Source organism: Flavobacterium enshiense (genome assembly GCF_040750275.1).
Taxonomy (GTDB): domain Bacteria; phylum Bacteroidota; class Bacteroidia; order Flavobacteriales; family Flavobacteriaceae; genus Flavobacterium; species Flavobacterium enshiense_B.
This window is the reverse complement of sequence record NZ_JBDOCV010000018.1, coordinates 1-25,545: the sequence shown is the minus strand read 5'-3', so window position 1 is coordinate 25,545 and position 25,545 is coordinate 1. Positions and strand designations below refer to the sequence as shown.

The following is a 25,545-nucleotide window of genomic DNA, read 5'->3' as shown; positions in this document are numbered from 1 at the left end:
TTGTGATAATTTTCAAAAATATTTATGATTTAATTAAGACTGCTCCCTAGTAATTTTACGCCATGAATTTATCCAGAACCGATGTTGGCTTTATGGCCATCTGTACAGGCCTTATTGTAGCGAACTTATATTATTGTCAGCCTCTTATTGTTTTAATTGCCAAAGAATTTTCCATTGCTGAAAATATAGCCGGGCGTGTAACCTATTTAACCCAGGCAGGTTATGCAGTTGGTATGTTTTTTATGGTACCGCTTGGTGACAAGTTAGAGCGTAAGAAGCAAATATTGGTAACTACTTTTGCTGCTGTTTTGGCATTGTTCATGGCAGCAACCGCTAAAAGTTTTGTAATGCTTCAGATTGCGAGTTTTCTAATTGGAGCTTCATCGATTGTTCCTCAGTTGATTCTACCGTTATCTGCAACTATGGCTTCTCCCGAACAAAGAGGAAAAGTAATTGGAACCATCATGAGTGGTTTGTTGTTAGGAATTTTGTTATCCCGTACAATTAGTGGTTTTATCGGTGAATGGTTAGGATGGCGTGGCATGTTTTGGATTGCGGCGGGGTTGTGTTTGCTGATTGCTTTAATCATTCAAAGAAAGTTTCCAATCAATAAACCGGATTTTAAAGGGACTTATGGTCAGCTTTTGTTATCATTGTTCACACTGATTAGGGAACAACCTATGTTGAGAGAAGCAACGCTTATTAATGCGCTGAGTTTTGCCCAGTTCGGAGCTTTTTGGACAACGATGGTGCTATTACTTTCGGGAGAACCTTTTAATTTTAACAGTGCTACCATTGGATTGTTTGGAATAGTAGGAGCTTCCGGTGCTTTGGCCGCTCCGTTGGTTGGGAAAATGGGTGATAAGGGTAATCCGAGAAAAGTAATTGGCTACGGGCTTTTGTTTTTACTGTTGAGCTTTGTGATTTTTTATTTTTCTTCGGAAAGTGTTGTCGGTATATTAATCGGCATCGTGTTTATTGATGTCGGACTGCAATCGGTTCACATTTCAAATCAAACGCGTGTATATGCTCTTTTACCTGAAGCAAGAAACCGGATGAATACGGTTTATATGTCTTTCAGTTTCTTGGGGACGGCTTTAGGTTCAGCTTTCGGATTATGGCTTTGGGCTATCGGGAAGTGGGAATTTTTTTCGATAGGTGGTGTAGTTCTTTCCATAGCTTCAATAGTGGTTTATCTTGCTACCTATAAGCAGAAGTAGTATTTGAAAAGGAAATAAAAATTCACAAAATAGCCTTATATTTGCAATTCAAAATTTAAATTAAAATACGATGCAAGACGGAATTTACGCAAAATTCAATACCTCAAAAGGTGTGATTTTGGTGAAATTAACTCATGATAAAACCCCGGGAACAGTTGGAAACTTTGTTGGTTTAGCTGAAGGGAAATTAGAAAACGATGTAAAACCACAAGGAAAGCCATACTACGACGGATTGAAATTCCATAGAGTAATTCCTGATTTCATGATTCAGGGAGGTTGTCCGTTAGGAACAGGAACTGGCGATGCCGGATATAAATTTGATGATGAGTTCCACCCGGAATTAAGACACAACGGACCAGGTGTTTTATCTATGGCAAATGCAGGACCAGGTACAAACGGTTCTCAGTTTTTCATTACACATGTTGAAACTTCATGGTTAGACGGAAAGCACACTGTTTTCGGTCATGTGGTTGAGGGACAAGATGTAGTGGATGCTATTGCTCAAGGCGATATGATTGATTCTTTAGAAATCGTTAGAGTAGGTGCAGAAGCTGAAAAATGGAATGCTGTAGAAGCTTTCAGAACTTTCGAAGGTTCAAGAGAAAAGCGTTTAGCAGAACAAAAGCGTCTGGCTGAAGAAGCTTTAGAGAAATTAGCAGCAGGTTTCCAGAAGACTGACAGCGGTTTGCGTTACCAAATCATTCAAAAAGGAAGTGGTAAGCAAGCGGAAAAAGGTAAAACTGTTTCGGTTCATTACCAAGGTTCACTTGATAACGGAATGGTTTTCGATTCGTCATACAAAAGAAAACAACCTATAGAATTCCCATTAGGAAAAGGGCATGTTATCGAAGGTTGGGACGAAGGTATTGCTTTGTTGCAAGTTGGAGATAAGGCACGTTTCGTGATTCCATCTTATTTAGGATACGGTTCTCGTGGTGCAGGTGGTGTGATTCCGCCGGATGCTACCTTGATTTTCGATGTTGAATTGATGGATGTGAAATAATTCAAAATATTCTTAAAATAATGAGGCTCTCTTTTTTAGAGAGCTTTTTTTATTAGATTTACAATCTAAAACCAATGAAACTATGAAATTTAATGTATTTGGAGTAGCAATTGCTTCCCTGTTTATTTATTCCTGTGCTTCAAAACAAGTGGTGCAAACGGAAAAGAAAGAAGATGCAGTGAAGGAAACTGTTGTTCAGAAAGAAGTTGTGAAACAAGAAGCGGAAGCTGCTGTTATGTTAACGGAAAACCAGCTTCACGGGAAAAAGGTTTATGAGAACAACTGTGCAAAATGTCACAAATTGTTCGAGCCTTCAAGTCATTCTGCAACGGAATGGAAACCAATTTTAGAAAGAATGCAGAAAAAAGCAAAAATTTCAGATGAAGAAACAGCCAGTGTTTACAATTATCTGACAGCTCAAATGTAATCGAAATTATAGTATTGTTAAATCCCAGAGGCTTAGGTTTTTGGGATTTTCTTTTTTTATGTAGTCAGCTTTTGTATTTTTGAAGCAAATCTATTTTCATGCGCTATTTGTTTTTTTTACTGTTTTTGGTTTCTTCTGCAAATGCTCAGATTAATGCGATGCATTGTGGCTACGATTTTACGTCTTATCTGGTTTTAGATGTACACGAAAACGGAAAAAAAGAAACTATAAAAGGACTGAAAATTACAGTGGTGGATAGTTTGGGAAATGATATTATAAATATCAACAATCTATACAGTTGGAAAGAAAGTAACAAGCCGTTATTATTTAGCTTAAATTATCAGATAGATGAAAAAGGAGATAAAATAACTGCGGAAAATCCTAAAGCCCGTTGGTTTTTTCCTTATGCCAAAGACAATTACCTGTTGTCTGTTGCGAACACTTTTCCGGCCGATGATTTTCGTCTGAAAGTGGAAGATCCGAGTAAAAAATACAGAACACAGTTGGTTCAGCTTTATGCTTTTAATATGTATGTTTTGTGTGCCAGCCAAAGCGAAAAAGCGGTTCAGTTTGGTAAAAAGCAAAACCGGCCTATCGATATAGTGCTGGAGAAAAATAAATAAAAAAACACCGTCATTACAGATGAGGTGTTTTTTTATGAAAAGTTAATTGTTCGTTTCATTTTTAACGGAAATGACTTTGAAAGTTTTGGTTCCGGCCGGTAATTCCCAATCAATCTGATCTTCTTCTCTAAAACCAATGATCGCGATACTCAAAGGCGCTAAAATCGAAATTTTGTTTTCCCTTACATTGGCCATCGAAGGCAATACTATTTGAAACGTGACTTTTCGTTTCGCAGAAAGATCTTCAACGGTAACCTGTGAATTTAAGCGGATAAAATTGTTACTTTCGGTATTGTCTTTTAAAACAATTCCACGATCGAGTTCTTCATTTAAAAGCATAATGTCTTTAGAATTTGACGTGTTAATGTTTTTCTTGGCTAATTCCCGTAATAATTGATGCTCAGTTTTTGAGAATGTTGGAATAGGTTTCATACACATATTAATTTAAGTTAATAGATTCTTTTTTAGAATTTTGAGCAGTATTGGAAAAATAGATTTCCGAAAGACTCTGGTTTGAATTGTGTGCTGTTCTCCTGAAAAAAGCATCCGGTTTTATTTCTTTAGGATTGGTAAAACCACAAGCTCCGATAAATTCAGTCAATGCTTTCAACGTGTTTTTATGGAAGTTTGCCACCCGAAGACTTTTATCTGTAATATCTAAGCCTTTGTATAAGGATTTGTTTTGTGTTGCGATGCCGACGGGACATTTACCACTGTCACATTGTAATGCCTGAATACAACCTAATGCGAACATCATACCACGGGCGCTGTAACACGCATCGGCACCCAAAGCCATAGCCTTGGCTATATCAAAGGCCGAAATGATCTTTCCAGATGCCATGATCTTAATATGTTTCCGAAGACCAAATTGCGTCAAAGTCCGATTTACAAAAACAATTGCATCCGAAAGAGCCATGCCCATGTAGTCGATAAATTCCAAAGGTGCGGCACCGGTTCCGCCTTCTGCACCGTCGATGGTTATGAAATCCGGATAAATTCCTGTAGTAAACATAGCCTCTACAATTTCAATAAACTCATCTTTTCGGCCAATACAGATTTTGAACCCTACTGGCTTTCCTTTGGATAATTTGCGGAGTTTTTCCAAAAACAACAGCAAGCCTTCCGCGTCTGTAAATGCGGTGTGTGCTGATGGCGAATGCACGGCAGTATGCGGTTTAATACTTCTGATTTTAGCAATTTCCTCCGTATTTTTTTCTGCCGGAAGCAAGCCGCCGTGTCCTGGTTTGGCGCCTTGGGAAAGTTTTAGTTCAATCATTTTTACTTGTGGATAATTGGCTCTTTCAGAGAAAAGCTTGTCCGAAAAATTGCCTTCTTCATTTCGGCAGCCAAAATAGCCTGTTCCGATTTGCCAGATTAAATCACCACCTTGTAAATGATACTCGCTGATACCGCCTTCTCCGGTGTTATGTGCAAAATTTCCCAATTGTGCGCCTTTGTTTAAGGAGGTTACAGCCGTTTTGCTTAAAGCACCATAACTCATTGCGCTAATGTTGTAAATGCTGGCATTGTAAGGTTGTGTACATTGTTCGTTTCCGATAACGGTCCTGAAATGGTTTTTATCAGCTTTTTTCGGATACACAGAATGTGCGGCCCATTCATACCCAATCCGGTTCGGGTCGTCCTGCATACCAAAGGAAATGGTTTGTTTTTCGTTCTTCGCCCGTTGATAAACAATAGAACGTTGTCTTCGGTTAAAAGGTTTTCCATCCAATTCGCCTTCAAAGAAATACTGACGGAATTCCGGCCGAATCGATTCGAAAAAATACCGTAGCCTACCTATAAATGGATAGTTTTTTAATAGTGTGTGCTTGGTTTGTATATTGTCGAGTGCCACAATTGAAATGATAACCAAAGGTGCTATCAGAAACGTGAAATATTCTTTATGGAAAAATACAGCAACCGAAGCAATTACTAAAAAAGTTACCGCGATGAACCAGATAATCTGGCGCGCCACAAGTTTGTCAAAAACTTTTTTTAATGACATAATTATAAATGTAAGGGAGCGAACCTCAAACTGAAGCCGCTTTGTTAGAAAAATAAATTTTGGATTGTAATAAAGAAATCCTCCGTCCTAGAAAAATATATAAAGTTAGACGGAGGCCTAATTGATGAAGGCCTTGTTGTGTGAAAACAGCACAGTTAGCCTACATTTTCTGTAAGCAGTTGTAATTATGTATGTGCTATTGTGGTTCAAGTTTTATAGGATATGATGTTTCAAATTTAGGAAAAGAAAAACAAAATGGTTAAGAATTTAACTTCCATTTAATATTGCAGCCTAGACTTGGCTTTTGTTCCGGATTGATGCTTCGGTTGTAAATTATGCCGTCAATTGCACTACGCAAATCACTGCCGCTCAACGGAATTCCGTTTCCTGGTCGGCTGTTATCCAATTGTCCTCGATAAACTAATTTGTCAGAAATGTCAAAAAGATAAAAATCAGGGGTACAGGCTGCGTCATATGCTATGGCAACTTCTTGTGTTTCATCATATAAATATGGAAATTCAAAACGATGTTGTAAAGCGAAATCCTGCATCAGTTCCGGGGCATCTTGCGGATAGTTGATAATGTCGTTACTGGATATGGCAATGATTCCTAAACCTTGCACTCTGTAATCGTTTGCAACTCGAACTATTTCTTCAATTACATGGTGTACAAACGGGCAATGGTTACAGATGAACATGACTAAAGTTCCCTTTTTACCTTTCAAATCCGCAAAGGAATAGGAGTAGCTGGAATTGGTATCTTTCAGGTAAAATTCCGGTGCAATCGTGCCTAGGGGCAGCATGTTAGAAGGTGTTCGGGCCATAACGAATAAGAAATAAGGTTAAAAGTACTAAAAAAAATGAATTTTCTCACCGAATTTGTACTTTAGCCAAAAAGAATAAAAAATGCTCACCTGGGAAGAATTTGAAAAAGTTGAAATGCGCGTAGGTACCATCATTGAAGTGAATGATTTTCCCGAAGCCAGAAAACCGGCTTTTCAGCTTACAATAGATTTTGGCACTGAAATTGGTATTCGAAAATCATCGGCACAAATTACCAAGCGCTATCAAAAAGAAGAATTGGTTCATCGTCAGATAATTGCGGTTGTAAATTTTCCGAAAAAACAAATCGGTAAGTTTATGAGTGAATGTCTGGTAATGGGGTCGGTAGGTGCTGACAACGATATTGTATTGTTAGCTCCCGATTTTAAAGTGGAAAATGGTTTGCGAATAGGATAGCGGATTAACAACTTGAGGCAATAATCTTAAAGGCTTCAATTTGCTTCATAAAAAAAGTCCAAATTAACTTTGGACTTTTTGTTTTGAACACTTTGACTGTTTATTAAATATCATCAAAGTCAATATCGGTATAGCTTCCGCCAGCTTTAACTTCTTCTAGTTTTTCGGTATAGAATTCTTTTTTGAAATCTTTCTGATGTCTTTCCGAAATCACTTCTTCTCCTTTTTGGTTTAGAACATAATCGGTCATTTCGGTTAAAATTTCCTGGAAGGCTGCAAAATCCTCTTTGTATAAATAAATTTTGTGTTTTTTGAAGTGAAACGAACCGTCTTCTTCCGTGAATTTTTTGCTTTCTGTAATGGTGATATAGTAATCGTCAGCTTTAGTAGCTCTTACATCAAAGAAATATGTTCTTCGCCCGGCTCTTAAAACTTTAGAAAAGATTTCTTCCTTTTCTAATATTTCATTTTCTCTCATAGTCCTTCTATCTGGTTAATTGTGTTTAGATGAAACCAAAAATCTAAAAAAAAACTGTAAAAACCAATATTTTATTGTAATTCTTTTTCGGAAAGTTGTTTGTAATATAACTCTTTGTAATAACCTTCCTGATTTACAAGCTGATAGTGAGAACCTTGCTGGATGATTTTACCATCTTCAAGGATAATAATCTGATCGGCGTTCTTGGCAGATGAAACCCTGTGGCTGACAATGATGGTAGTTTTGTCTTTGCAGAATTCAGATAAATTATTTAGGATGGCCTCTTCGGTTTCTGTATCGACAGCTGATAAACAGTCGTCTAACAATAGGATAGGGGCATTTTTAATCATCGCTCGGGCAATGGAAACCCTTTGTTTTTGACCGCCGGAAAGTGTGATACCGCGCTCGCCTAAAACAGTATCGTATTGGTTTTTAAACTTTACAATGTTTTTATGAACTACCGCTTTTTTAGCAGCATCAATTACTTCTTCATCCGTAGCATCTTCTTTCCCGAATTTGATGTTGTTCTTGATGGAATCTGAGAATAAAAATGCATCTTGAGGTACGAATCCGATATGATCCCGTACATCGTATAAGTTAAGTTGTTTAATATTGTTTCCGTCAATTTTAACCGCACCGCTTTTTACATCATACAAACGGCTGATTAAAGAAAGTACCGTCGATTTACCCGAACCTGTTTTTCCTAAAATCGCAAGCGTTTCCCCTTTATTGATACCGAACGAAATGTTTTTTAAGGCTTCAATATTGGTGTCTTCATAAGTGAACGAAACATTTTCAAAAGTAATTCTTCCTTCGATATCGGTTTTGGTTTCTACCGTATTCTGGATTTCAGGCACCACTTTTAAAAATTCATTGATTCGTTTTTGTGAGGCTTCTGCTTCCTGAACCATTGAGGAAACCCAGCCTAATGAAGCAACCGGCCAGGTTAGCATATTAATATAAAGGATAAATTCGGCAATTACGCCAATATCCGGTATTGACCCGTTGATGTACATCATTCCACCTACATAAATTACAACAAGGTTGCTTAAGCCAATCAGTAAAATCATAAAAGGTCCGAATAACGATTGAACTCTTGCCAAATCAAGGTTTTTGGTTTTGCTTTCAATTGATAAATTCTTGAAGTCGTCTTGTTTTTGTCCTTCTAAGGCATAAGCTTTGATTACCCGAATGCCTGAAAACATTTCCTGGGTAAAGGTAGAAAGTTTAGAAAGGTTTTGCTGATACGCCGTGCTACGTTTGTTGATTTCTGAACTGATTTTGAAGATACTGTACGCCAAAATAGGTAGAGGCAGCAATGAATAAAAAGTAAGTTTTGGTGAAACCAGATACATCTGGACGGTTACAACGGCAAATCTGATGAATGTATTTATAGAATACATCACAGCCGGGCCTACATATTGACGAACCTTTCCAACATCTTCGCTGATGCGGTTCATTAAATCGCCGGTACGGTTTTGTTTGTAGAAATTTTGGGTGAGTCTCTCGTATTGCTGGAAGATTTCGTTTTTTAAATCGAATTCAATATGGCGTGACATTACAATTAATGTTTGGCGCATTAAAAAAGTAAGGAAGCCTGCAATTAAAGTTGTAACTAAAATTAATAAAATATTGTCGAGTAAAGTTTTTTTAACAATTTCGGCCGATAAATTATTGTGTTCTAAAACCTTAATAGAATCTCCAACCAATTTTGGTGTATACAATGTAAAGAATTGCGCTACAATTGTAATGAAGATCCCAAGAAGAAAACGATATTTATATTTGACGAAATATTTGTTTAAATATTGAAGTTCTTTCATTGTGTTTTGAATCTATTGATAATATCTTTTTTTAAATGTTAAAAAAATGATTTTTTCTTTAAAAAAGATAAAAATTATTCTGAAAATAAATATTAAAAAAAAATTAATTTTTCGCGATTACGTTGAAATATTCTGAATAAAATTGTAATTTTGCATCCTGTTTTTGAATATAATTCAACCTATAAAAACATTTTACAACATGATAACAGAAGTTACAAACGCTAATGAGCTTCACAAAATCGACCCGGTTTTCGGTCAGGTTTCCTTTGATAATCATGAGCAAATCGTATTTTGTCACGACAAAGATACTGGTTTAAAAGCAATAATCGGTGTTCATAACACAGTTTTAGGACCTGCTTTGGGAGGTACCAGAATGTGGAAATATACCAACGAATGGGAGGCTTTAAATGATGTATTGCGTTTGTCTCGAGGAATGACATTTAAATCGGCTATTTCCGGCTTAAACCTTGGTGGTGGAAAAGCGGTTATTATTGGTGATTCTAAAGTAGATAAAAACCCGGAATTGATTGCTAAATTCGGTCAGTTTGTAAACTCCCTAAGCGGAAAATATATTACAGCGGAAGATGTAGGTACTACTACTGCCGACATGGACTTAATCAAACAACATACAAATTACGTAACGGGAATTTCAGAATCGATTGGAGGTTCCGGAAATCCTTCACCGGTAACGGCTTACGGAGTTTATATGGGAATGAAAGCAGCTGCGAAATACCAGTTCGGTTCCGATAACTTAGAAGGTAAGAAAGTATTAGTTCAGGGTATCGGTCACGTGGGTGAAACTTTGGTTGAATTAATCACTAAAGAAGGTGCTTTGGTTCAGATTGCAGATATCAATGAAGCTCGTTTACAAGAAGTTGGTGCTAAATATGGCGCTAAAGTTTTCTCAGGAGGTGACTTGTACGGAGCAGATGTTGATATTTATGCGCCATGTGCATTAGGAGCAACCATCAACGACGATACTATCGAAAAACTTAAAGCAAAAGTTATTGCCGGTGCTGCAAATAATCAATTAGCTGTTGAGCAGATTCATGGTGCAAGATTACAGGAAAGAGGGATTTTATACGCTCCGGATTTCTTAATCAACGCAGGTGGTATCATCAATGTTTACGGTGAAATTGCCGGTTACGGAAAAGATGAGGCAATGCGCAGAACTCAAAATATCTACAACACTACGTTGGATATTTTCAACTATGCCAAAGAAAATAACATCACTACGCACCAAGCGGCTATGAGAATGGCTCAGGAGCGTATCGATGCTAGAAAAAAAGAAAACGCAGGAAAGTAATTTTCACTGTCAATAATATTTCATAATTTTGCGGAGCGGAAGAGAACCTTTCGCTCCGTTAATTTTTAAAGTTCTTACCAAGATGTTAAACAGAAGACATATCCGTGTGAAAGTGATGCAATCTATTTATGCTATGCATCAAAACAATTCCGATAATCTTGAAAAGGAAGAGAAATTCCTGTTCCAAAGTATCGAAAACATTCAGGATTTATATCTGATCATGATTTCCGCGCTGGTGGAAATACGAAAAGCTGAAGATGATTTCATCGACAAATCCAGTAAAAAACATCTTGCCACCAAAGAAGAACGCAATCCCAACAAAAAGTTTATCAATAACAAAGTTTTACTGCTGTTAGACGACAATAATTCGTTGAGCATGGCTTTGGAAGATCGTAAAATTACCAATTGGAAAAATAACGATGATTACATCCTGTTGCTTTTGGAGGAAATCAAAAATTGTGAATTGTACAGCAAATACATGAGCAATTCTAAAAACGATTTTGAAGAAGACAAACAGTTTGTAGTGGATTTATTTACCGAAGTTATAGCGCCTAACGAAAAATTATATGATTATTTAGAAGATCATAAATTAACATGGGTAGATGATATTCCATTAGTCAATACTATGATTGCTAAGCAATTGAAACAGGTAAAATCTGCTGATGATAATTCGTTTTTTGTGCCGAAATTGTATAAAGATATCGATGATAAAGAATTTGTCCGAAACCTGTATCGTAAAACGGTTTTAAACGATGCTGAGCTTACCAAAGAATTTATCGATAAAACCCCGAACTGGGATGCAGACCGTATCGCTGAAATTGACGCGATTATCCTGAAAATGGCGATTTGTGAATTTTTGAAATTTCCATCCATTCCGGTAAAAGTTACAATTAACGAATATTTAGAATTAGCGAAAGAATATTCTACACCAAAAAGTAGTATTTTTATCAACGGAATTCTGGACAACCTTGTGAAAGAATACCAAAAGGAAAATAAATTAGTAAAAACCGGAAGAGGTTTAATGTAATTAACTTTAAAAAAATATGATCAGAAAAACTTTCGGAATGTTGGCTGTTACTGCTTTGGTATTGTCAACATCTTGTAAAAACGAAAATGCTTCGGACAAAATAAGCCCGGAGAGTGTTGCTAAAATGGAACAGGAAAATGCCGCATCAGGAAAGCTGCCGGTGGTTAAGTTTAATGAAACGGAACATGATTTTGGAACCATTAAAGAAGGTGAAAAAGTAGAAACGGTTTTCAAAATCACCAACGAGGGTGAGGCAGACTTAATTATCATCAATGCGCAGGGAAGCTGTGGTTGTACAGTGCCGGAGTGGCCAAAAGAACCAATCAAACCGGGCACATCAGCAGATATGAAAGTAACTTTTGATTCTACTAACAAACCTGGGCAACAACAAAAAACGGTTACTTTAACCACCAACACAAAAGAAGGTTCGGAAAAAGTAACTATCAATGCAAATGTAACACCTAAAGCTGGCGGAGCTGCTCCGACGGCACACTAAAAATAAAAATATGGGACAAATGGGTCAATTTTTACCGTTATTGTTAATGTTTGTGGTTGTTTATTTTTTAATGATCAGACCGCAACAACAAAAAGCTAAGAAAGAGAAAGAATTTGAAGCTGCCTTAAAAGTAGGCGATAAAATTATTACCAAATCCGGGATTCACGGGAAAATTGCTGAATTGTATGAAGATTCAGTAGTTGTGGAAACTATGGCAGGAAAAATTAAAATGGAGCGTTCAGCGATTTCATTAGAGTTGAGCCAAAAAGCTAACGCAGCTAAATAATTTCAATTAGTTATAAAGATAAGCCCCGATGATTCGGGGCTTATTTATTTTCTAAGCCAAATTTTCAGTATCGCTGTCGGGAAAGAAAACTTCAGCTTTTACTAACCATGAAAAAGCAAAGGCCCATAAAGCAAGGATTTCAAAAGCAATAAAGTAATGGGTTTCTTTTACTAAATCGTTAATGGCTGGGGCATTGTAAAGCAATAACATTAAAATCGCAAACAAAATTATATAACCACATATGCGATATATCAGGTTTCGCAGCAGCTTCCTGTTTTTAGGGTCATGTTCTAATTTGGTTTCGTCTTCAGACGATTTAATAAACTGGCTTAAACAAAAGTACGCTAAAGAACAAAAGAACAGTCCGGCACAAATATAATGTATCCAGCTGATTGTGCTTTGTACGGCACCGGTTTCAGCAGTCGGAAAAAAGGCTACACCTAGTGCAAAAATACAAGCGAGATTTCCGGTTACACTGTCTGATAGGATTTCATCTTCTTCTTTTTCATGTCCTTTGTAGGTGAAGAGGAAAATAGCCACAGTACAGAGCAAGCCTACAAAGACATCTCCCATGGCAGTATGGTAATAATGACTTACCGATTCTTCGAGTAGAAAGCGTCCTTTGACAATGCAGTTTCCAAGTATTATTATAACTGGAAGAAAAAAACCTGTCAGTCCGATAATGAATCGTAATTGTCTGTACGAGATCAGTTCGGGTTTGGTTCTGGTATTGCTCATATTTCAAAAATTGACGATACTCAAATATAAGTAATTGTCTTACAAAAAGCAAAATTTAGAATTAAAAAAATCCCAGCTGAATTGGGATTTTGTGGTTGGTAATATTTGTTATCGGTATTTGTCATTTAAACCTTTGCCTTCCAAAATCATCGGTTTTATTTTTTCAATACGGGTTAGTTTTGTCTTTTCTTGTTTGGCGGATTCTACATACTCTAAAAATTCTCTTTGTTTGTAGGGTGTGAAAGCTTCAAATGCTGTTTTGAGTTTTCCGTCTGATTTGAATTCGGCATTTAACAATTCAGAAACGATTTCTTCTTTCTTTTCCGGTTTGATAACCAAGCCCGCTTTTTCATTGGCAATGGCTTCATTGATATAATGGAGAATGAATTTTTCGTTTTTCAGAATTTCGTCTTTCGATTCAAATCGCCATTGACGTAATCCACGAGTAACACCTTCATTAGCATTAACCAAAACGTTCTTTTCATCTTTCAGGAAAACGCCGTTGAAAAACCAAATGCCAACATACGATTTAAAACCACCGATGCCAACAACGTTCTTTTTGTTAATGGTATACACCGGACCGCCCCATTTGGTCATTTCCTCCAGTTCGGTTTTATCGATAATGGATTTCAGAATACCCAATTCTTCTTCCCATTGGTTGGCTTTGTTCCACGGATTTTTGTCTTCTTTCATCAGAAATAAAATTGTTATGATAAAAATAAGAATTTAGGAAAAACAAAAACCGCAGATTCACAGATTTTAAATTAATAATCTGCAAATCTGCGGTAAAATTTATTATATCAGCAGACTAATCGCTGACCACTGAATACTGTTCTACTTCTTATACTTCTCAGCGGTAAGTTCAGCAATTCGGATGATTACATCAATAGCTTTCTGCATGCTTTCCACCGGAACGTATTCGTATTTACCGTGGAAGTTATGACCGCCTGCGAAAATATTTGGGCAAGGTAATCCCATGAAGGATAAACGTGAGCCATCGGTTCCACCACGAATCGGTCGAATGATGGGTTTGATGTTCAAATCTTTCATAGCTTGTTCAGCCAAATCCACAATGTGTTTTACTGGTTCTACCTTTTCGCGCATGTTGTAGTATTGGTCTTTAATTTCAATTTCTACGATATCGCCTCCGAATTGTTTTGCGTATTTTTTGTTCAGTTTATCGGCAATTTTCTGAACGTATTTTTTGCGTTTTTCGAATTTCTTACGGTCGTGGTCGCGGATAATCAATTGAACGTTTGTCTCCTCAATGCTTCCGTCTAAATGCACCACATGGAAGAAACCTTCGTAACCTTTGGTTCTTTCCGGCACTTCGTCTTTCGGTAATTTGGAAATGTATTTGGTTGCCAAAAGCATGGAGTTGATCATTTTTCCTTTAGCGTAACCCGGGTGAACGCTTTTTCCTTTGAACTTCAGTTTTACTCCAGCGGCGTTGAAGTTTTCATACTCCAATTCGCCAATCTGGCTTCCGTCCATGGTATAAGCCCACTCGCACCCGAATTTTTCCACGTCAAAAAAGTCGGCACCGCGACCGATTTCCTCATCAGGAGTGAACCCTACTTTTAAGGTTCCGTGTTTGATTTGTGAGTTTTTAATCAGATATTCCATCGCTGTAACAATTTCAGTTACACCGGCTTTGTCATCGGCACCTAATAAAGTGGTTCCGTCTGTGGTAATTAAGGTTTGTCCTTTATATAAAAGTAAATCTTCAAAATAACTTGGCGAAAGTACGATGTTTTGCTCTTTGTTCAGAATGATATCGCCACCATCGTAATTTTTAACGATTTGCGGATTCACGTTCGCTCCTGTAAAATCTGGAGTCGTATCAAAGTGCGCCACGAAACCAATCGTAGGAACCTCGTAATCTAAATTGCTTGGCAAAGTTGCCTGAATATAGGATTTGTCGTCGATGGTTACATCTTGTAAACCGATCGCTTTTAATTCGGCTACTAATTTATTGGCTAAATCCCATTGTTTAGCGGTACTGGGTGTTGTGTTTGAGTTCGGATCAGATTCCGTATCAACAGTAACGTAACTGATGAAACGGTCGATTATGTGTTGCATAAGTGTATTTTTTAAGAGTAACAAATATACGGTTTATTTGAAATTCGAAAAGGCACAAAAAGACCTTCTTATATTCTTTAAGGATATAATTGTAAAATGAGAGGATTCAAAAATCAGCCAATTTGCTTAAGAATTTCCCTTTGCGAATGACTCACAAAGGGCTTGAAGCGCTCGTACCAGTCTTTCCAGGCTTCGGCGTTCAATTCTTTTGTCAGATCGGCTTCGAAATCGGCTAGTGTTTTATAAGGTGATTCGAAAATCAGGCGATAACCGGGGCCCGTGAAGTCTGTGAGGATTCGTCCTCCTTCGGGTTGTGTCATCAATCCTTTGGTTTTAGCTTCGTCTATCAAAGTTTTGGCTTCTTTATAACGGCCAAACTGCAAGTGAAAAATTTCCCTGACGATGTACATGATTTCGATGTATTAAGTTGGACATAAGTGAATTACAAAGGTACTGATAAATCTCCCTATTGAATTTAAATCATTGATTAACAATTGTTTAAAATTTTGTAAGATGGAATGTGGCATATTAGTGTGTTCAAATGCTGAAATTCTGAGTTCTAATGTCTAATTTTGTACCACAACACAACACTTTATGTACAAACAATTCATTCGTCCGATCTTATTCTGTTTCGATCCTGAAGCAGTGCATTATTTTACTTTTTCAGCGGTTCGTTTCGCGAATAAAATTCCAGGTTTTTCATCATTATTCAAATCGATTTATGAAGTGAACGATAAACGTTTGGAACGTGAAGTTTTTGGTTTGAAATTTAAAAATCCGGTTGGTTTGGCGGCTGGTTTCGATAAAGATGCCAAATTGTATCAGGAATTATCCAATTTTGGTTTTGGTTTTATCGAAATCGGAACACTTACCCCAAAAGGACAGGAAGGAAACCCGAAACAGCGTTTGTTCCGTTTGTGTGAAGATTCGGCCATCATCAATCGTATGGGCTTCAATAATGGAGGGGTGGAAGATGCGGTTAAGCGTCTTAAAAAGAACAGCGGAGTTTTAATCGGTGGCAACATCGGGAAAAATAAAGTAACACCAAACGAAGAAGCGGTAAAAGATTATGAAATTTGTTTCAACGCTTTGTTTGATTATGTGGATTACTTTGTGGTGAATGTAAGTTCCCCAAACACACCAAATTTAAGAGCATTGCAGGATAAGGAGCCGTTAACGCAATTGTTGCAAACGCTTCAGAATCTGAATACTGCCAAATCCAATCCGAAACCGATTTTATTGAAAATAGCTCCGGATTTAACTGATGAGCAACTTTTGGACATCATCGATATTGTAAAAGAAACGAAAATCGCTGGGGTAATTGCTACCAATACAACGATTTCACGTGAAGGATTGCAGTCGGTAAATAAAATTGAAGCTGGCGGTTTGTCTGGAAAACCACTAACCAAACGTTCTACGGAAGTGATTCGTTTTCTTTCCGAAAAGAGCAACAAAGCGTTCCCAATCATTGGAGTAGGAGGAATCCATACTGCGGAAGATGCAATTGAGAAACTAGAAGCAGGTGCAAGTTTGGTTCAGTTGTATACTGGTTTCATTTATGAAGGGCCGGCACTTATCAAAGCCATCAACAAAAAGATTTTAGAAAAAGCATAAATAGTTTTACATTTGGCTTCCATGAAAACAGAACAGGTAAAAATCATCGAATGTCCTCGTGATGCCATGCAAGGGATCAAAGACTTTATTCCTACGGATAAAAAGGTTCAGTACATCCAATCGTTATTGCGGGTAGGATTTGATACGATTGATTTCGGAAGTTTTGTTTCGGCGAAAGCCATTCCACAAATGCAGGACACGGCAGAAGTTTTAGCCAAGTTGGATTTGTCGAAAACCCAAAGTAAATTATTAGCAATTATTGCCAATACGCAAGGTGCTGAAAATGCTTCCATCCATCCGGAAATTCAGTATTTGGGTTTTCCGTTTTCGATTTCGGAGAACTTTCAGATGCGAAATACCCATAAAACTATTGCCGAATCTTTAGTGACACTAGACGAAATATTAAACATCGCCGATAAGTCGAATAAAGAAGTGGTAACGTATATTTCCATGGGCTTTGGTAATCCTTACGGAGATCCTTGGAATGTAGAAATTGTTGGAGAATGGACGGAAAAACTGGCGAACATGGGTGTCAAAATCCTTTCGCTTTCCGATACGGTGGGAAGTTCTTCGCCAGAAGTTATTGATTATCTGTTTTCTAATCTGATTTCAAAATACCCAAATGTTGAATTTGGAGCACATCTGCACACTACACCGGACAAGTGGTTCGAGAAAGTGGATGCTGCATATAAAGCAGGGTGTCGTCGTTTTGACGGAGCAATTCAGGGGTTTGGCGGTTGTCCGATGGCGAAAGACGATTTGACCGGAAATATGCCTACTGAAAAAATGCTTTCTTATTTTACTGCGAATAAAGCCGATACTAATTTAAGTGCAATGAGCTTCGAAAGTGCTTATAATGAAGCGCTTAAAATTTTTACAGTTTATCATTGATAAATCTTGTTAAAATTATTTAAAAATAATCTAAATAAAATTTGTCTTATTTAGAATGAGTAAATATATTTGCAAACGAAAATTATTTTAACTCAATCTAAATAAAACATAACAATGAGATTTAAAAATGTTCTTTTAGCGTCATTGCCTGTTGTGGCTTTGTTTACTGTATCATGTTCAGATAATGATGATACAACGCAGGTACCAAGCTTTAATTACACTGTTCCTGCTACTTATGTCTTTGAAAGAGATGGAGCTACTACAGTAGATCACGGAGGGCAAACCAACAGACTTTTAATGTTGGATGAAATGGGAGCTGAATTTAAAAACAGAGCTGCTGATGGGACTGTTCTTAGTGCATCGAAATTGTCTGATATGTATAGCAATGTAAATAGTCAATTTACAAATACTGCCCTAAATGCTGCTACAGATAAGCAATTGAAAAATAAAACCGCTGCTTCGAGAGATTTCTTCGTAAACTTTAACGGAGGTGGTTCTACAGCTGAACAAGTGAGTGTAAGGTCTTTCTTTGAAGCTCAGTTTACAGAAGGGAACGCGGCTAGTGGTGGTCAAGTGGCTTCTGCTGGAACTGCTGGAACTTATTTAGATGGATCTTCTAAACGTTTATTTGCTGCTAACGGATTAGAGCCTCAGCAAGTACTTTTAAAAGGTATGATGGGAGCTTGTTTCATGGATCAGATTGTAAACAACTATTTAAGTGTAGCTGTTCTTGATGAAGGAAGTAACCGTGATAACAATACTAACAAAGTGTTGGAAGCGGGTAAAAACTACACTAAAATGGAGCACTTATGGGATGAGGCTTATGGGTATATTTATGGTGCTGATAATTTAGCGGCTTCACCTCAGGTTTTTAAATTTTGGAGTAGCTATATCAATCAGGTTGATGCAGATTCAGATTTCGGAACTTTGAAAGAAGATGTAGAATTAGCTTTCAGAACCGGTAGAGCAGCTATCGTTGCAAATGATTATGCAACGCGTGATGCGCAAATTGCTATCATCAAACAGAAATTAGCTTTAGTTTCGGCAGTAAGAGCTGTATTCTATTTAAAAGAAGGTAAAGCTAAGTTAGTTGATGATTCTGGTAAAAAAGCGTTCCATGCGTTATCAGAAGGATATGGTTTTATTATGAGCTTACGTTATACAAACAAACCAGGAACAAACGCTCCATATATGTCAAAAGCTGAAGTGGATGCCATTTTGAGCGAATTGATGGGTGGAACGAATGGTTTATACGATGTTGATTATCTGAATGCTCATATTGATGATTTAGCAACAGAAATCGCGACACGTTTTGGATTTACAGTGGCTCAGGCACAAACGGTAAACTAAAAAACAAATAAAAAGAAAAGCAGAAGACGAACTCTTCTGCTTTTTTGTACTTTTGCAAAAATTTTTTTAAGATGAAAAAAATACTTCTTTTATTAAGTTTTACAGCATTTTTTGCTGCTTGTTCTTCCAGTGACAGTGGCTCAGATGCTTCAGGTGACGGATATGACCGAACAGCACTTTTAACCGAATGGGCAGATAATATTATCATTCCTTCTTTTGAAGATTATCAGTCGAAAGTAACGGTTCTTCAAACTGAAGTTGCAGATTTTAATACTGCACCCTCAGAAGTGAAGTTAACAGAAGTAAGAACAGCTTGGTTAGAGGCTTATAAAGCATTTCAGCACGTTTCGATGTTTGAAATTGGTAAAGCGGAAGAAGTAGCCCTTGTAAGTTGTACAAATATTTATCCTACCAATGCTACAGGAATTGAAAGCAATGTAGCTGCGGGAACTTATAATTTAACGTTATTGTCACAATACGACAAACAAGGGTTTCCTGCTATCGATTATCTGATTAACGGTTTAGGGGCAGATGATGCTACCATCGTAACATTTTATACATCAAACGGAAATGCTGCGAAATACAAACAATATTTAACCGATTTAACCGTGCGTCTTAAATCCAATGCAGATTTAATCGTAAACGACTGGAACGGAACTTACCGAAGTGCTTTTATCAGCAGCAACGGTAATTCGGTGAGCAGTTCGGTAAATCGTATGGTGAATATTTTTGTAAAGAATTACGAAAAGAACATCCGCGCCGGAAAAGTGGGAATACCTGCGGGCGTATTTTCTACCGGAACCACTTATACCAATAAAGTGGAAGCGTATTATAAAAATGATGTGTCTAAATTATTGTTGAATGAAGCTGTAAAAGCCTCTCAGGATTTTTTTAACGGAAAACATTTCGGTTCTTCGGTAACTGGTTTAGGGTTGAAATCGTATTTAACGTATTTGAATGTGGTAAAAGATGGACAACCTCTAAGCACCATTATTAATAATCGATACACAACTATATACACTGCTAACGGCTTGTTAAGTGATAGTTTTTCCGAGCAGATTTTCAATGACAACAGTAAAATGCTTACTGCTTACGATGAGTTACAACGTAATGTAATCAGCTTCAAAGGCGATATGATGCCAGCTTTAAATATCACAGTAGATTATGTAGATGCTGATGGTGACTAGTCATGATTAAAGCTTTTAAAGAATATTTTAACAGAACAACAGAAACTGCAACGCTGGCTTTTTTTAGGCTGGCGTTTGGTTTAATGATGCTTTTCAGTATCGTCCGTTTTTTGAGTTACGGATGGGTGGAAAAAATGTACATTAAGCCACAATTCCATTTTACGTTTTACGGTTTTGAATGGGTTAAACCTTTTGGTAATTTCACGTATGTGTTGTTTTTTATTTGTGGTCTTTCAGCAATTATGGTTGCCATAGGGTACAAATACAGAATCGCAATTATACTGTTTTTCCTGAGTTTCACCTATATCGAACTGATAGATAAGACTACCTATCTAAATCATTACTATTTTATTTCACTGGTAAGTTTTATCATGATTTTTCTGCCGGCGAATGCAGCGTATTCGGTAGATGCTTACAGGAATAACAAAATCACTTTTCAGAAAATACCAGCCTGGACTGTAGATGTGTTGAAACTGATGCTTGGCATCGTTTATTTTTATGCGGGTTTAGCCAAACTGAATTCCGATTGGTTATTCGAAGCACAACCCCTAAAAATGTGGCTTCCTATGAGTGGCGGCATGCCTTTGGTGGGCAGTTATCTTAGAGAAAATTGGGCACATTATTTTTTTAGTTGGTGTGGTGCCCTCTACGATTTAACCATTCCGTTTTTATTGTTGTACAGAAGAACCCGAATTCTTGGCTTTGTACTGGTAGTCGTTTTTCACGTGTTTACCAAAATGCTTTTTCCAATTGGGGTTTTTCCTTATGTAATGATTATCAGTACACTGATATTTTTCGGATCCGGTTTTCATAAAAAAGTACTGCAACAGCTTTTCACTTGGATGAAAGTTGATACGTCACGATTTGAAAATAACAAGGTAAAAACACAAGAATATAATAGCGTGAACCAATTTAAATTAGGTTTCATTGCTGTTTTTATGGCGTTTCAATTGTTGTTTCCGTTTCGTTATTTATTGTATCCCGGAGAGCTTTTCTGGACTGAAGAGGGCTTCCGTTTTTCATGGCGGGTAATGCTGATGGAAAAATCCGGTTATACCCAGTTTAAGGTAGTCGATGCCATAACTAAGAAAGCGATTCATATCGATAACAGTTTGTTTTTAACGCCTTTTCAGGAAAAGCAAATGTCGTTTCAGCCCGATTTTATATTGGAATACGCTCATTATCTGCATAACTATTATAAAGATTTAGGGTATAATGAACCGGAAGTGTACGTAGAAAGTTATGTAGCACTTAACGGTCGTTTGAGCCGTCCCTATATCGACCCCAAAATAAATCTTGCTCAAGAAAATGAATCATTCAAACCCAAATACTGGATACTTCCGTTTACCGATGAAATTAAAGGATTATAAATTTTTACTTGTTTTATTGTTGTCGTTCAATGCGTTTTCCCAATTTAAATTTTCGGGAAATGTTACTGATACGAAAGGAAAACAGCTTGTCGGTGTTGAAGTAATCAATAAAGCAAATGGAAGAAGTGTTTTTACCGATAAATCAGGGAATTTTACAATGCAGTTTTCCGCAAAAGGTGATTACACCGTTTTGTTTTTTTTCGAAAATTATGCGATACAGGAAAAGCAAATTTCCGTATCTGATAACCAAACGTATTTAAGAATAGTTCTGGAACCTTTAGCCAAAACGCTTTCGGAAGTTGTGATTAATCAACAACGTGAAAAAATTTCGGCAATTCGAAAACTAAAAGATATTGAAGAAACAGCAATCTACGCCGGTAAAAAAACAGAAGTGGTTTTGTTGGACAAAGCGATAGTGAATAAAGCCGCGAATAATGCACGTCAGATTTTTTCTCAGGTGGTTGGTTTGACCATTAATGAAAGCAACGATGGTGGTTTACAGCTTTCTATCGGAGGACGCGGTTTGGATCCAAATCGTACCTCAAATTTCAACACCCGTCAAAATGGTTATGATATCAGTGCCGATGTTTTGGGTTACCCGGAAAGTTATTATGCCACACCAACCGAAGCTTTAGAAGAAATTCAAATTGTTCGTGGAGCAGCATCTTTACAATACGGAACACAGTTTGGAGGAATGATTAATTTTAAATTGAAAAGTCCGAGTAAAAAAGAAATGGAGTTCACGCAACGTTTAACAGGAGGTTCGTATGATTTTTTTACGAGTTTCACCAGTTTAAGCGGCACTAAAGGGAAATTCAGCTATTATTCCTTTTACAATTACAAACAAGGAAACGGTTTTCGTCCGAATTCACAGTTTGATGCCAAAAACTTCTTTGCGAATCTGAATTATCAGTTTACCGAAAATACGTCTTTGCATTTTGATTATACTCATTTCGATTATTTGGCAAAACAACCGGGTGGTTTAACCGATTATATGTTCAATCAGGATCCTAAGCAAAGCAACAGAAGTCGTAACTGGTTTGGCATCGACTGGAATTTATTCGCTCTTCGATTAAAACACAAATTCAAGCACAATGCCGATTTTTCATTGCAGCTATTCGGTCTTGATGCTTCCAGAAAAGCATTGGGTTATCGTTCTAATCGCGTAGCAAATCCGGATACTCCAGGGACAGAAAGAGATTTAATCGTAGGAGATTTTGTGAATTGGGGAGCAGAAGCACGTTATCTTAAAAAGTATACTTTCTTTAAAAATCCAAGTGCTTTTCTTGTTGGAGCCAAATACTATCAATCCAGAAATACAGGGATTCAAGGACCTGGAAGCTCCGGAGAGGATGCAAATTTTGATTTGGCAACCAATGAATTTCCGTTTTACGGAACGCAATCCTCTTATACTTTTCCAAACCTGAATATAGCGGTTTTCGGAGAAAATATTTTTAGAGTTTCTTCCAAGTTTGCCGTAACGCCCGGTTTTCGTTATGAAAGTATCAAAACACAGGCCGATGGTTATTACCGAAGAATTAACAGGGATTTGGCCGGTAACGTAATTCTTGATGAAACAGAATATGAAAATAATATCAAAGAACGAAACTTTTTATTATTGGGATTAGGACTCAGCTACAAACCTGTTAATGGAATTGAAGTTTACGGTAATTTATCTCAAAATTATCGTTCGGTAACTTTTAACGATATTCGAACGGCGAGCCCGAGTCAGGCAATCGATGAAAATATTACCGATGAAAAAGGTTACTCATCAGATATCGGAATAAGAGGGAAAATCAAAAATACATTATCGTTCGATGTAAGCGCATTTGCCTTGTATTATGATGATAAAATTGGGGAGTATGAGACCCTTAATCCAGATGGAGCAGCAGCTTTGGTGCGTTTGAGAGATAACGTGGGAACCGCAATTACATATGGAGCAGAAGCACTACTGGATTGGAATCTGGCAAGAACATTTTTAAGCGATACTGAAAATTACATTTGGAATGTTTATACAAATGTTTCGGTAACAGAATCGGAATATTTAAAATCCGATATCCCTAACATTAAAGGGAATAAAGTAGAATTTGTACCACTTTATAACTTTAAATCGGGTATGGGCTTCGGATATAAAGATTTTCTTTCTCATTTACAATTTACGTATTTGTCTTCTCAGTTTACCGATGCCAAAAATAATGCAACGGTTGAAAATGATAATATTTACGGTATTTTCGGTGAAATTCCGTCATATTACGTGATGGATTTTTCGACTGCCTACAAATGGAACAGATTCAAATTAGAAGCGGGTGTTAACAACTTAACGAATAATTGGTATTTTACCAGGAGGGCAACAGGGTATCCGGGTCCTGGGATAATTCCTTCGGAGCCAAGGACTTTTTATACCTCTTTGGAATTTGTTTTTTAAAGATAAGTTAAAACCGTTTTCGTAAACTGGATAATTTTGCTATATTTGCATGCAATTTAACTACAATTGCAACATGAACGCACATTCAACAAAAATCGTTGGCGAAGGTTTAACTTACGACGATGTTCTACTGGTTCCAAATTACTCCGAAATACTTCCGCGCGAGGTAAGCATCAAAACAAAATTTACTAAAAACATAACGTTAAATACTCCTGTAGTATCAGCGGCTATGGATACGGTTACGGAAAGCGCTATGGCGATTGCGATGGCTCAGGAAGGCGGTATCGGTGTTTTGCATAAAAACATGACTATTGAGCAACAGGCTGCTGAAGTACGTAAAGTAAAACGTGCGGAAAGCGGAATGATTATCGATCCGGTTACTTTACCGTTAACAGCAACGGTTGGCGATGCTAAACAAGTTATGCGTGAATTTAGCATTGGAGGGATTCCGGTAGTGGATGAAAATCAGGTGTTGAAAGGAATTGTTACCAACCGTGATTTGCGTTTCGAGAAAAACAATACCAGAGCCATTACCGAAGTAATGACGTCTCAAAATTTAGTAACAGCTCCTGAAGGAACTACATTGGCACAAGCAGAAGAAATTCTTCAAGGCAATAAAATCGAAAAACTACCGGTAGTAAACGCGGATTATAAATTAATTGGGTTAATTACCTTCAGAGATATCACAAAACTTACCCAGAAGCCAAACGCAAACAAAGACAAGTTCGGACGTTTACGCGTTGCAGCAGCTTTAGGCGTAACGGCCGATGCAGTGGAAAGAGCTTCCGCTTTAGTTACAGCTGGTGTTGATGCAGTAATCATCGATACAGCGCATGGGCATACAAAAGGTGTGGTAACTGTTTTAAAAGAAGTAAAAGCTAAATTCCCGGAATTGGATGTAGTAGTTGGAAACATCGCTACACCAGAAGCTGCCTTATATTTAGCAGAAAACGGAGCCGATGCTGTAAAAGTAGGAATCGGACCTGGTTCTATCTGTACGACTCGTGTAGTTGCAGGAGTCGGTTTTCCACAGTTTTCAGCGGTATTGGAAGTGGCTGCGGCTTTACGCGGTACAGGAGTTCCGGTAATTGCGGATGGAGGGATTCGTTACACAGGGGATATTCCAAAAGCGATTGCAGCCGGTGCAGACTGTGTGATGTTAGGGTCTTTATTGGCGGGAACAAAAGAATCTCCGGGCGAAACTATCATCTTCGAAGGAAGAAAATTCAAATCCTACCGAGGAATGGGATCTGTAGAAGCCATGAAAGAAGGTTCGAAAGACCGTTACTTCCAAGACGTAGAAGACGATGTGAAAAAATTAGTTCCAGAAGGAATCGTAGGTCGCGTACCGTATAAAGGAGAATTGAATGAAAGCATGTTACAGTTCATCGGAGGACTTCGCGCCGGAATGGGCTACTGTGGTTCGGCTTCCATTGAAGAGTTACAAACTAAAGGACGTTTCGTAAGAATTACAACCAGTGGAATCGGAGAGAGCCATCCACACAATGTAACCATTACCAAAGAAGCTCCGAATTATTCGAGATAATTTTATAGCGATATAACAAAGCCTTCAGTTTACTGGAGGCTTTTTTGTTCCGTTACTTTTGGGAGCATCATGTTTTGTAATTCAACACACTAATTGCTCCTGCTGTCCGTTATATTTTTTGTCCCGTTAAAAAAAACGGAACAAAAAGATGCCACTCCCATCAGGGCTATAACATCGTTTGGTATTTCATAATAACGTAAAAAACAGCATTAAAATAAAAAGCCACTCGTTTAAGTGGCTTTTTATTTTAATGCTGTTTATAATTTCTAGCGCTTCATAGAGAAGTGCGCTTTGAATACTCTTTCTGCCTGATCAGTAGGATCAATAAACTTCACGGTGAACCAGTAATCCGTTGATGGTAATAACTGGCCGTTCATCGTTCCGTCCCATCCGCCGCCTGCCGGAGTGATCTG

Annotated in this window: 26 protein-coding genes; 16 read left to right on the top strand and 10 right to left on the bottom strand. The window is 37.5% G+C overall.

Going from position 1 to position 25,545, the window contains the following annotated elements:
- The first annotated feature begins 62 nt into the window (after positions 1–62).
- From ABGT15_RS13635 to ABGT15_RS13620, 4 genes are all read left to right on the top strand, one after another.
- Complete coding sequence (locus ABGT15_RS13635; protein ID WP_367232010.1) at positions 63–1,220, top strand: MFS transporter; 1,158 nt, start codon at positions 63–65, stop codon at positions 1,218–1,220.
- 70 nt (positions 1,221–1,290) lie between these two features.
- Positions 1,291–2,223, top strand: a complete 933-nt coding sequence (locus ABGT15_RS13630) for a peptidylprolyl isomerase (protein ID WP_367232009.1) — start codon at positions 1,291–1,293, stop codon at positions 2,221–2,223.
- 82 nt (positions 2,224–2,305) lie between these two features.
- Positions 2,306–2,650: a c-type cytochrome gene (locus ABGT15_RS13625; protein ID WP_367232008.1), complete on the top strand. Its 345-nt coding sequence runs from the start codon at positions 2,306–2,308 to the stop codon at positions 2,648–2,650.
- Between the two features lie 98 nt (positions 2,651–2,748).
- Positions 2,749–3,273 (top strand): hypothetical protein, encoded by a 525-nt coding sequence (locus ABGT15_RS13620; RefSeq protein ID WP_367232007.1) that lies wholly within the window; start codon positions 2,749–2,751, stop codon positions 3,271–3,273.
- Between the two features lie 42 nt (positions 3,274–3,315).
- Here the strand turns inward: ABGT15_RS13620 and ABGT15_RS13615 are convergent, their stop codons facing one another.
- The 3 genes from ABGT15_RS13615 to ABGT15_RS13605 form a co-directional block, all read right to left on the bottom strand.
- Positions 3,316–3,705, bottom strand: coding sequence for a GreA/GreB family elongation factor (locus ABGT15_RS13615; RefSeq protein WP_367232006.1), 390 nt, complete (start codon positions 3,703–3,705; stop codon positions 3,316–3,318).
- Positions 3,706–3,712: 7 nt separating this feature from the next.
- On the bottom strand, positions 3,713–5,278 hold the full coding sequence (locus ABGT15_RS13610) for an FMN-binding glutamate synthase family protein (protein ID WP_367232005.1): 1,566 nt from the start codon (positions 5,276–5,278) through the stop codon (positions 3,713–3,715).
- A gap of 259 nt (positions 5,279–5,537) precedes the next feature.
- Positions 5,538–6,101, bottom strand: coding sequence for a thioredoxin family protein (locus tag ABGT15_RS13605; protein ID WP_367232004.1), 564 nt, complete (start codon positions 6,099–6,101; stop codon positions 5,538–5,540).
- 82 nt (positions 6,102–6,183) lie between these two features.
- Here ABGT15_RS13605 and ABGT15_RS13600 point away from each other — a divergent pair, with 82 nt between their 5' ends.
- Entirely contained in the window at positions 6,184–6,516 is a 333-nt protein-coding gene (locus tag ABGT15_RS13600; protein WP_367232003.1) for a tRNA-binding protein, read from the top strand.
- A 103-nt stretch (positions 6,517–6,619) separates the two neighbouring features.
- On the opposite strand, the gene ABGT15_RS13595 is transcribed toward ABGT15_RS13600, so the two are convergent.
- Positions 6,620–6,994 carry a PUR family DNA/RNA-binding protein gene (locus ABGT15_RS13595; RefSeq protein ID WP_367232002.1) on the bottom strand — a complete coding sequence of 125 codons (375 nt, stop codon included), beginning with the start codon at positions 6,992–6,994 and terminating at the stop codon, positions 6,620–6,622.
- Positions 6,995–7,065: 71 nt separating this feature from the next.
- The gene (locus ABGT15_RS13590; RefSeq protein ID WP_367232001.1) at positions 7,066–8,814 is read right to left on the bottom strand and encodes an ABC transporter ATP-binding protein; all 1,749 of its coding nucleotides are present in this window, start codon (positions 8,812–8,814) and stop codon (positions 7,066–7,068) included.
- A 199-nt stretch (positions 8,815–9,013) separates the two neighbouring features.
- Here ABGT15_RS13590 and ABGT15_RS13585 point away from each other — a divergent pair, with 199 nt between their 5' ends.
- From ABGT15_RS13585 to yajC, 4 genes are all read left to right on the top strand, one after another.
- On the top strand, positions 9,014–10,120 hold the full coding sequence (locus ABGT15_RS13585) for a Glu/Leu/Phe/Val dehydrogenase dimerization domain-containing protein (protein WP_367232000.1): 1,107 nt from the start codon (positions 9,014–9,016) through the stop codon (positions 10,118–10,120).
- 82 nt (positions 10,121–10,202) lie between these two features.
- Positions 10,203–11,147, top strand: a complete 945-nt coding sequence (nusB, locus tag ABGT15_RS13580) for a transcription antitermination factor NusB (protein ID WP_367231999.1) — start codon at positions 10,203–10,205, stop codon at positions 11,145–11,147.
- Positions 11,148–11,163: 16 nt separating this feature from the next.
- Positions 11,164–11,643, top strand: a complete 480-nt coding sequence (locus ABGT15_RS13575) for a DUF1573 domain-containing protein (protein WP_367231998.1) — start codon at positions 11,164–11,166, stop codon at positions 11,641–11,643.
- A gap of 10 nt (positions 11,644–11,653) precedes the next feature.
- Positions 11,654–11,929: a preprotein translocase subunit YajC gene (gene yajC / locus ABGT15_RS13570; RefSeq protein WP_367231997.1), complete on the top strand. Its 276-nt coding sequence runs from the start codon at positions 11,654–11,656 to the stop codon at positions 11,927–11,929.
- 51 nt (positions 11,930–11,980) lie between these two features.
- On the opposite strand, the gene ABGT15_RS13565 is transcribed toward yajC, so the two are convergent.
- The 4 genes from ABGT15_RS13565 to ABGT15_RS13550 form a co-directional block, all read right to left on the bottom strand.
- Entirely contained in the window at positions 11,981–12,667 is a 687-nt protein-coding gene (locus tag ABGT15_RS13565) for a hypothetical protein (RefSeq protein WP_367231996.1), read from the bottom strand.
- Positions 12,668–12,775: 108 nt separating this feature from the next.
- Positions 12,776–13,360, bottom strand: coding sequence for a YdeI/OmpD-associated family protein (locus tag ABGT15_RS13560; protein ID WP_367231995.1), 585 nt, complete (start codon positions 13,358–13,360; stop codon positions 12,776–12,778).
- Positions 13,361–13,501: 141 nt separating this feature from the next.
- The gene (gene pepT, locus ABGT15_RS13555; protein WP_367231994.1) at positions 13,502–14,749 is read right to left on the bottom strand and encodes a peptidase T; all 1,248 of its coding nucleotides are present in this window, start codon (positions 14,747–14,749) and stop codon (positions 13,502–13,504) included.
- Between the two features lie 113 nt (positions 14,750–14,862).
- Positions 14,863–15,159, bottom strand: coding sequence for a hypothetical protein (locus tag ABGT15_RS13550; protein WP_367231993.1), 297 nt, complete (start codon positions 15,157–15,159; stop codon positions 14,863–14,865).
- A 184-nt stretch (positions 15,160–15,343) separates the two neighbouring features.
- Here ABGT15_RS13550 and ABGT15_RS13545 point away from each other — a divergent pair, with 184 nt between their 5' ends.
- The 7 genes from ABGT15_RS13545 to guaB all read left to right on the top strand — a co-directional run bounded on the left by ABGT15_RS13545 (position 15,344) and on the right by guaB (position 25,132).
- Positions 15,344–16,363, top strand: a complete 1,020-nt coding sequence (locus ABGT15_RS13545) for a quinone-dependent dihydroorotate dehydrogenase (RefSeq protein ID WP_367231992.1) — start codon at positions 15,344–15,346, stop codon at positions 16,361–16,363.
- 21 nt (positions 16,364–16,384) lie between these two features.
- The gene (locus ABGT15_RS13540) at positions 16,385–17,254 is read left to right on the top strand and encodes a hydroxymethylglutaryl-CoA lyase (protein ID WP_367231991.1); all 870 of its coding nucleotides are present in this window, start codon (positions 16,385–16,387) and stop codon (positions 17,252–17,254) included.
- Positions 17,255–17,368: 114 nt separating this feature from the next.
- A complete protein-coding gene (locus tag ABGT15_RS13535; RefSeq protein ID WP_367231990.1) occupies positions 17,369–18,604 on the top strand; it encodes a DUF4856 domain-containing protein in 1,236 nt (411 codons plus the stop codon).
- A gap of 71 nt (positions 18,605–18,675) precedes the next feature.
- Positions 18,676–19,791: an imelysin family protein gene (locus tag ABGT15_RS13530; RefSeq protein ID WP_367231989.1), complete on the top strand. Its 1,116-nt coding sequence runs from the start codon at positions 18,676–18,678 to the stop codon at positions 19,789–19,791.
- 2 nt (positions 19,792–19,793) lie between these two features.
- Positions 19,794–21,161 (top strand): HTTM domain-containing protein, encoded by a 1,368-nt coding sequence (locus ABGT15_RS13525; RefSeq protein ID WP_367231988.1) that lies wholly within the window; start codon positions 19,794–19,796, stop codon positions 21,159–21,161.
- A complete protein-coding gene (locus tag ABGT15_RS13520; protein WP_367231987.1) occupies positions 21,100–23,586 on the top strand; it encodes a TonB-dependent receptor domain-containing protein in 2,487 nt (828 codons plus the stop codon). The genes ABGT15_RS13525 and ABGT15_RS13520 overlap by 62 nt, the downstream gene beginning before the upstream one ends.
- Before the next feature lie 73 nt (positions 23,587–23,659).
- Positions 23,660–25,132: an IMP dehydrogenase gene (gene guaB / locus ABGT15_RS13515; protein ID WP_367231986.1), complete on the top strand. Its 1,473-nt coding sequence runs from the start codon at positions 23,660–23,662 to the stop codon at positions 25,130–25,132.
- A gap of 266 nt (positions 25,133–25,398) precedes the next feature.
- Here the strand turns inward: guaB and ABGT15_RS13510 are convergent, their stop codons facing one another.
- Positions 25,399–25,542 carry a T9SS type B sorting domain-containing protein gene (locus ABGT15_RS13510; protein ID WP_367231861.1) on the bottom strand — a complete coding sequence of 48 codons (144 nt, stop codon included), beginning with the start codon at positions 25,540–25,542 and terminating at the stop codon, positions 25,399–25,401.
- Positions 25,543–25,545 lie beyond the last annotated feature (3 nt).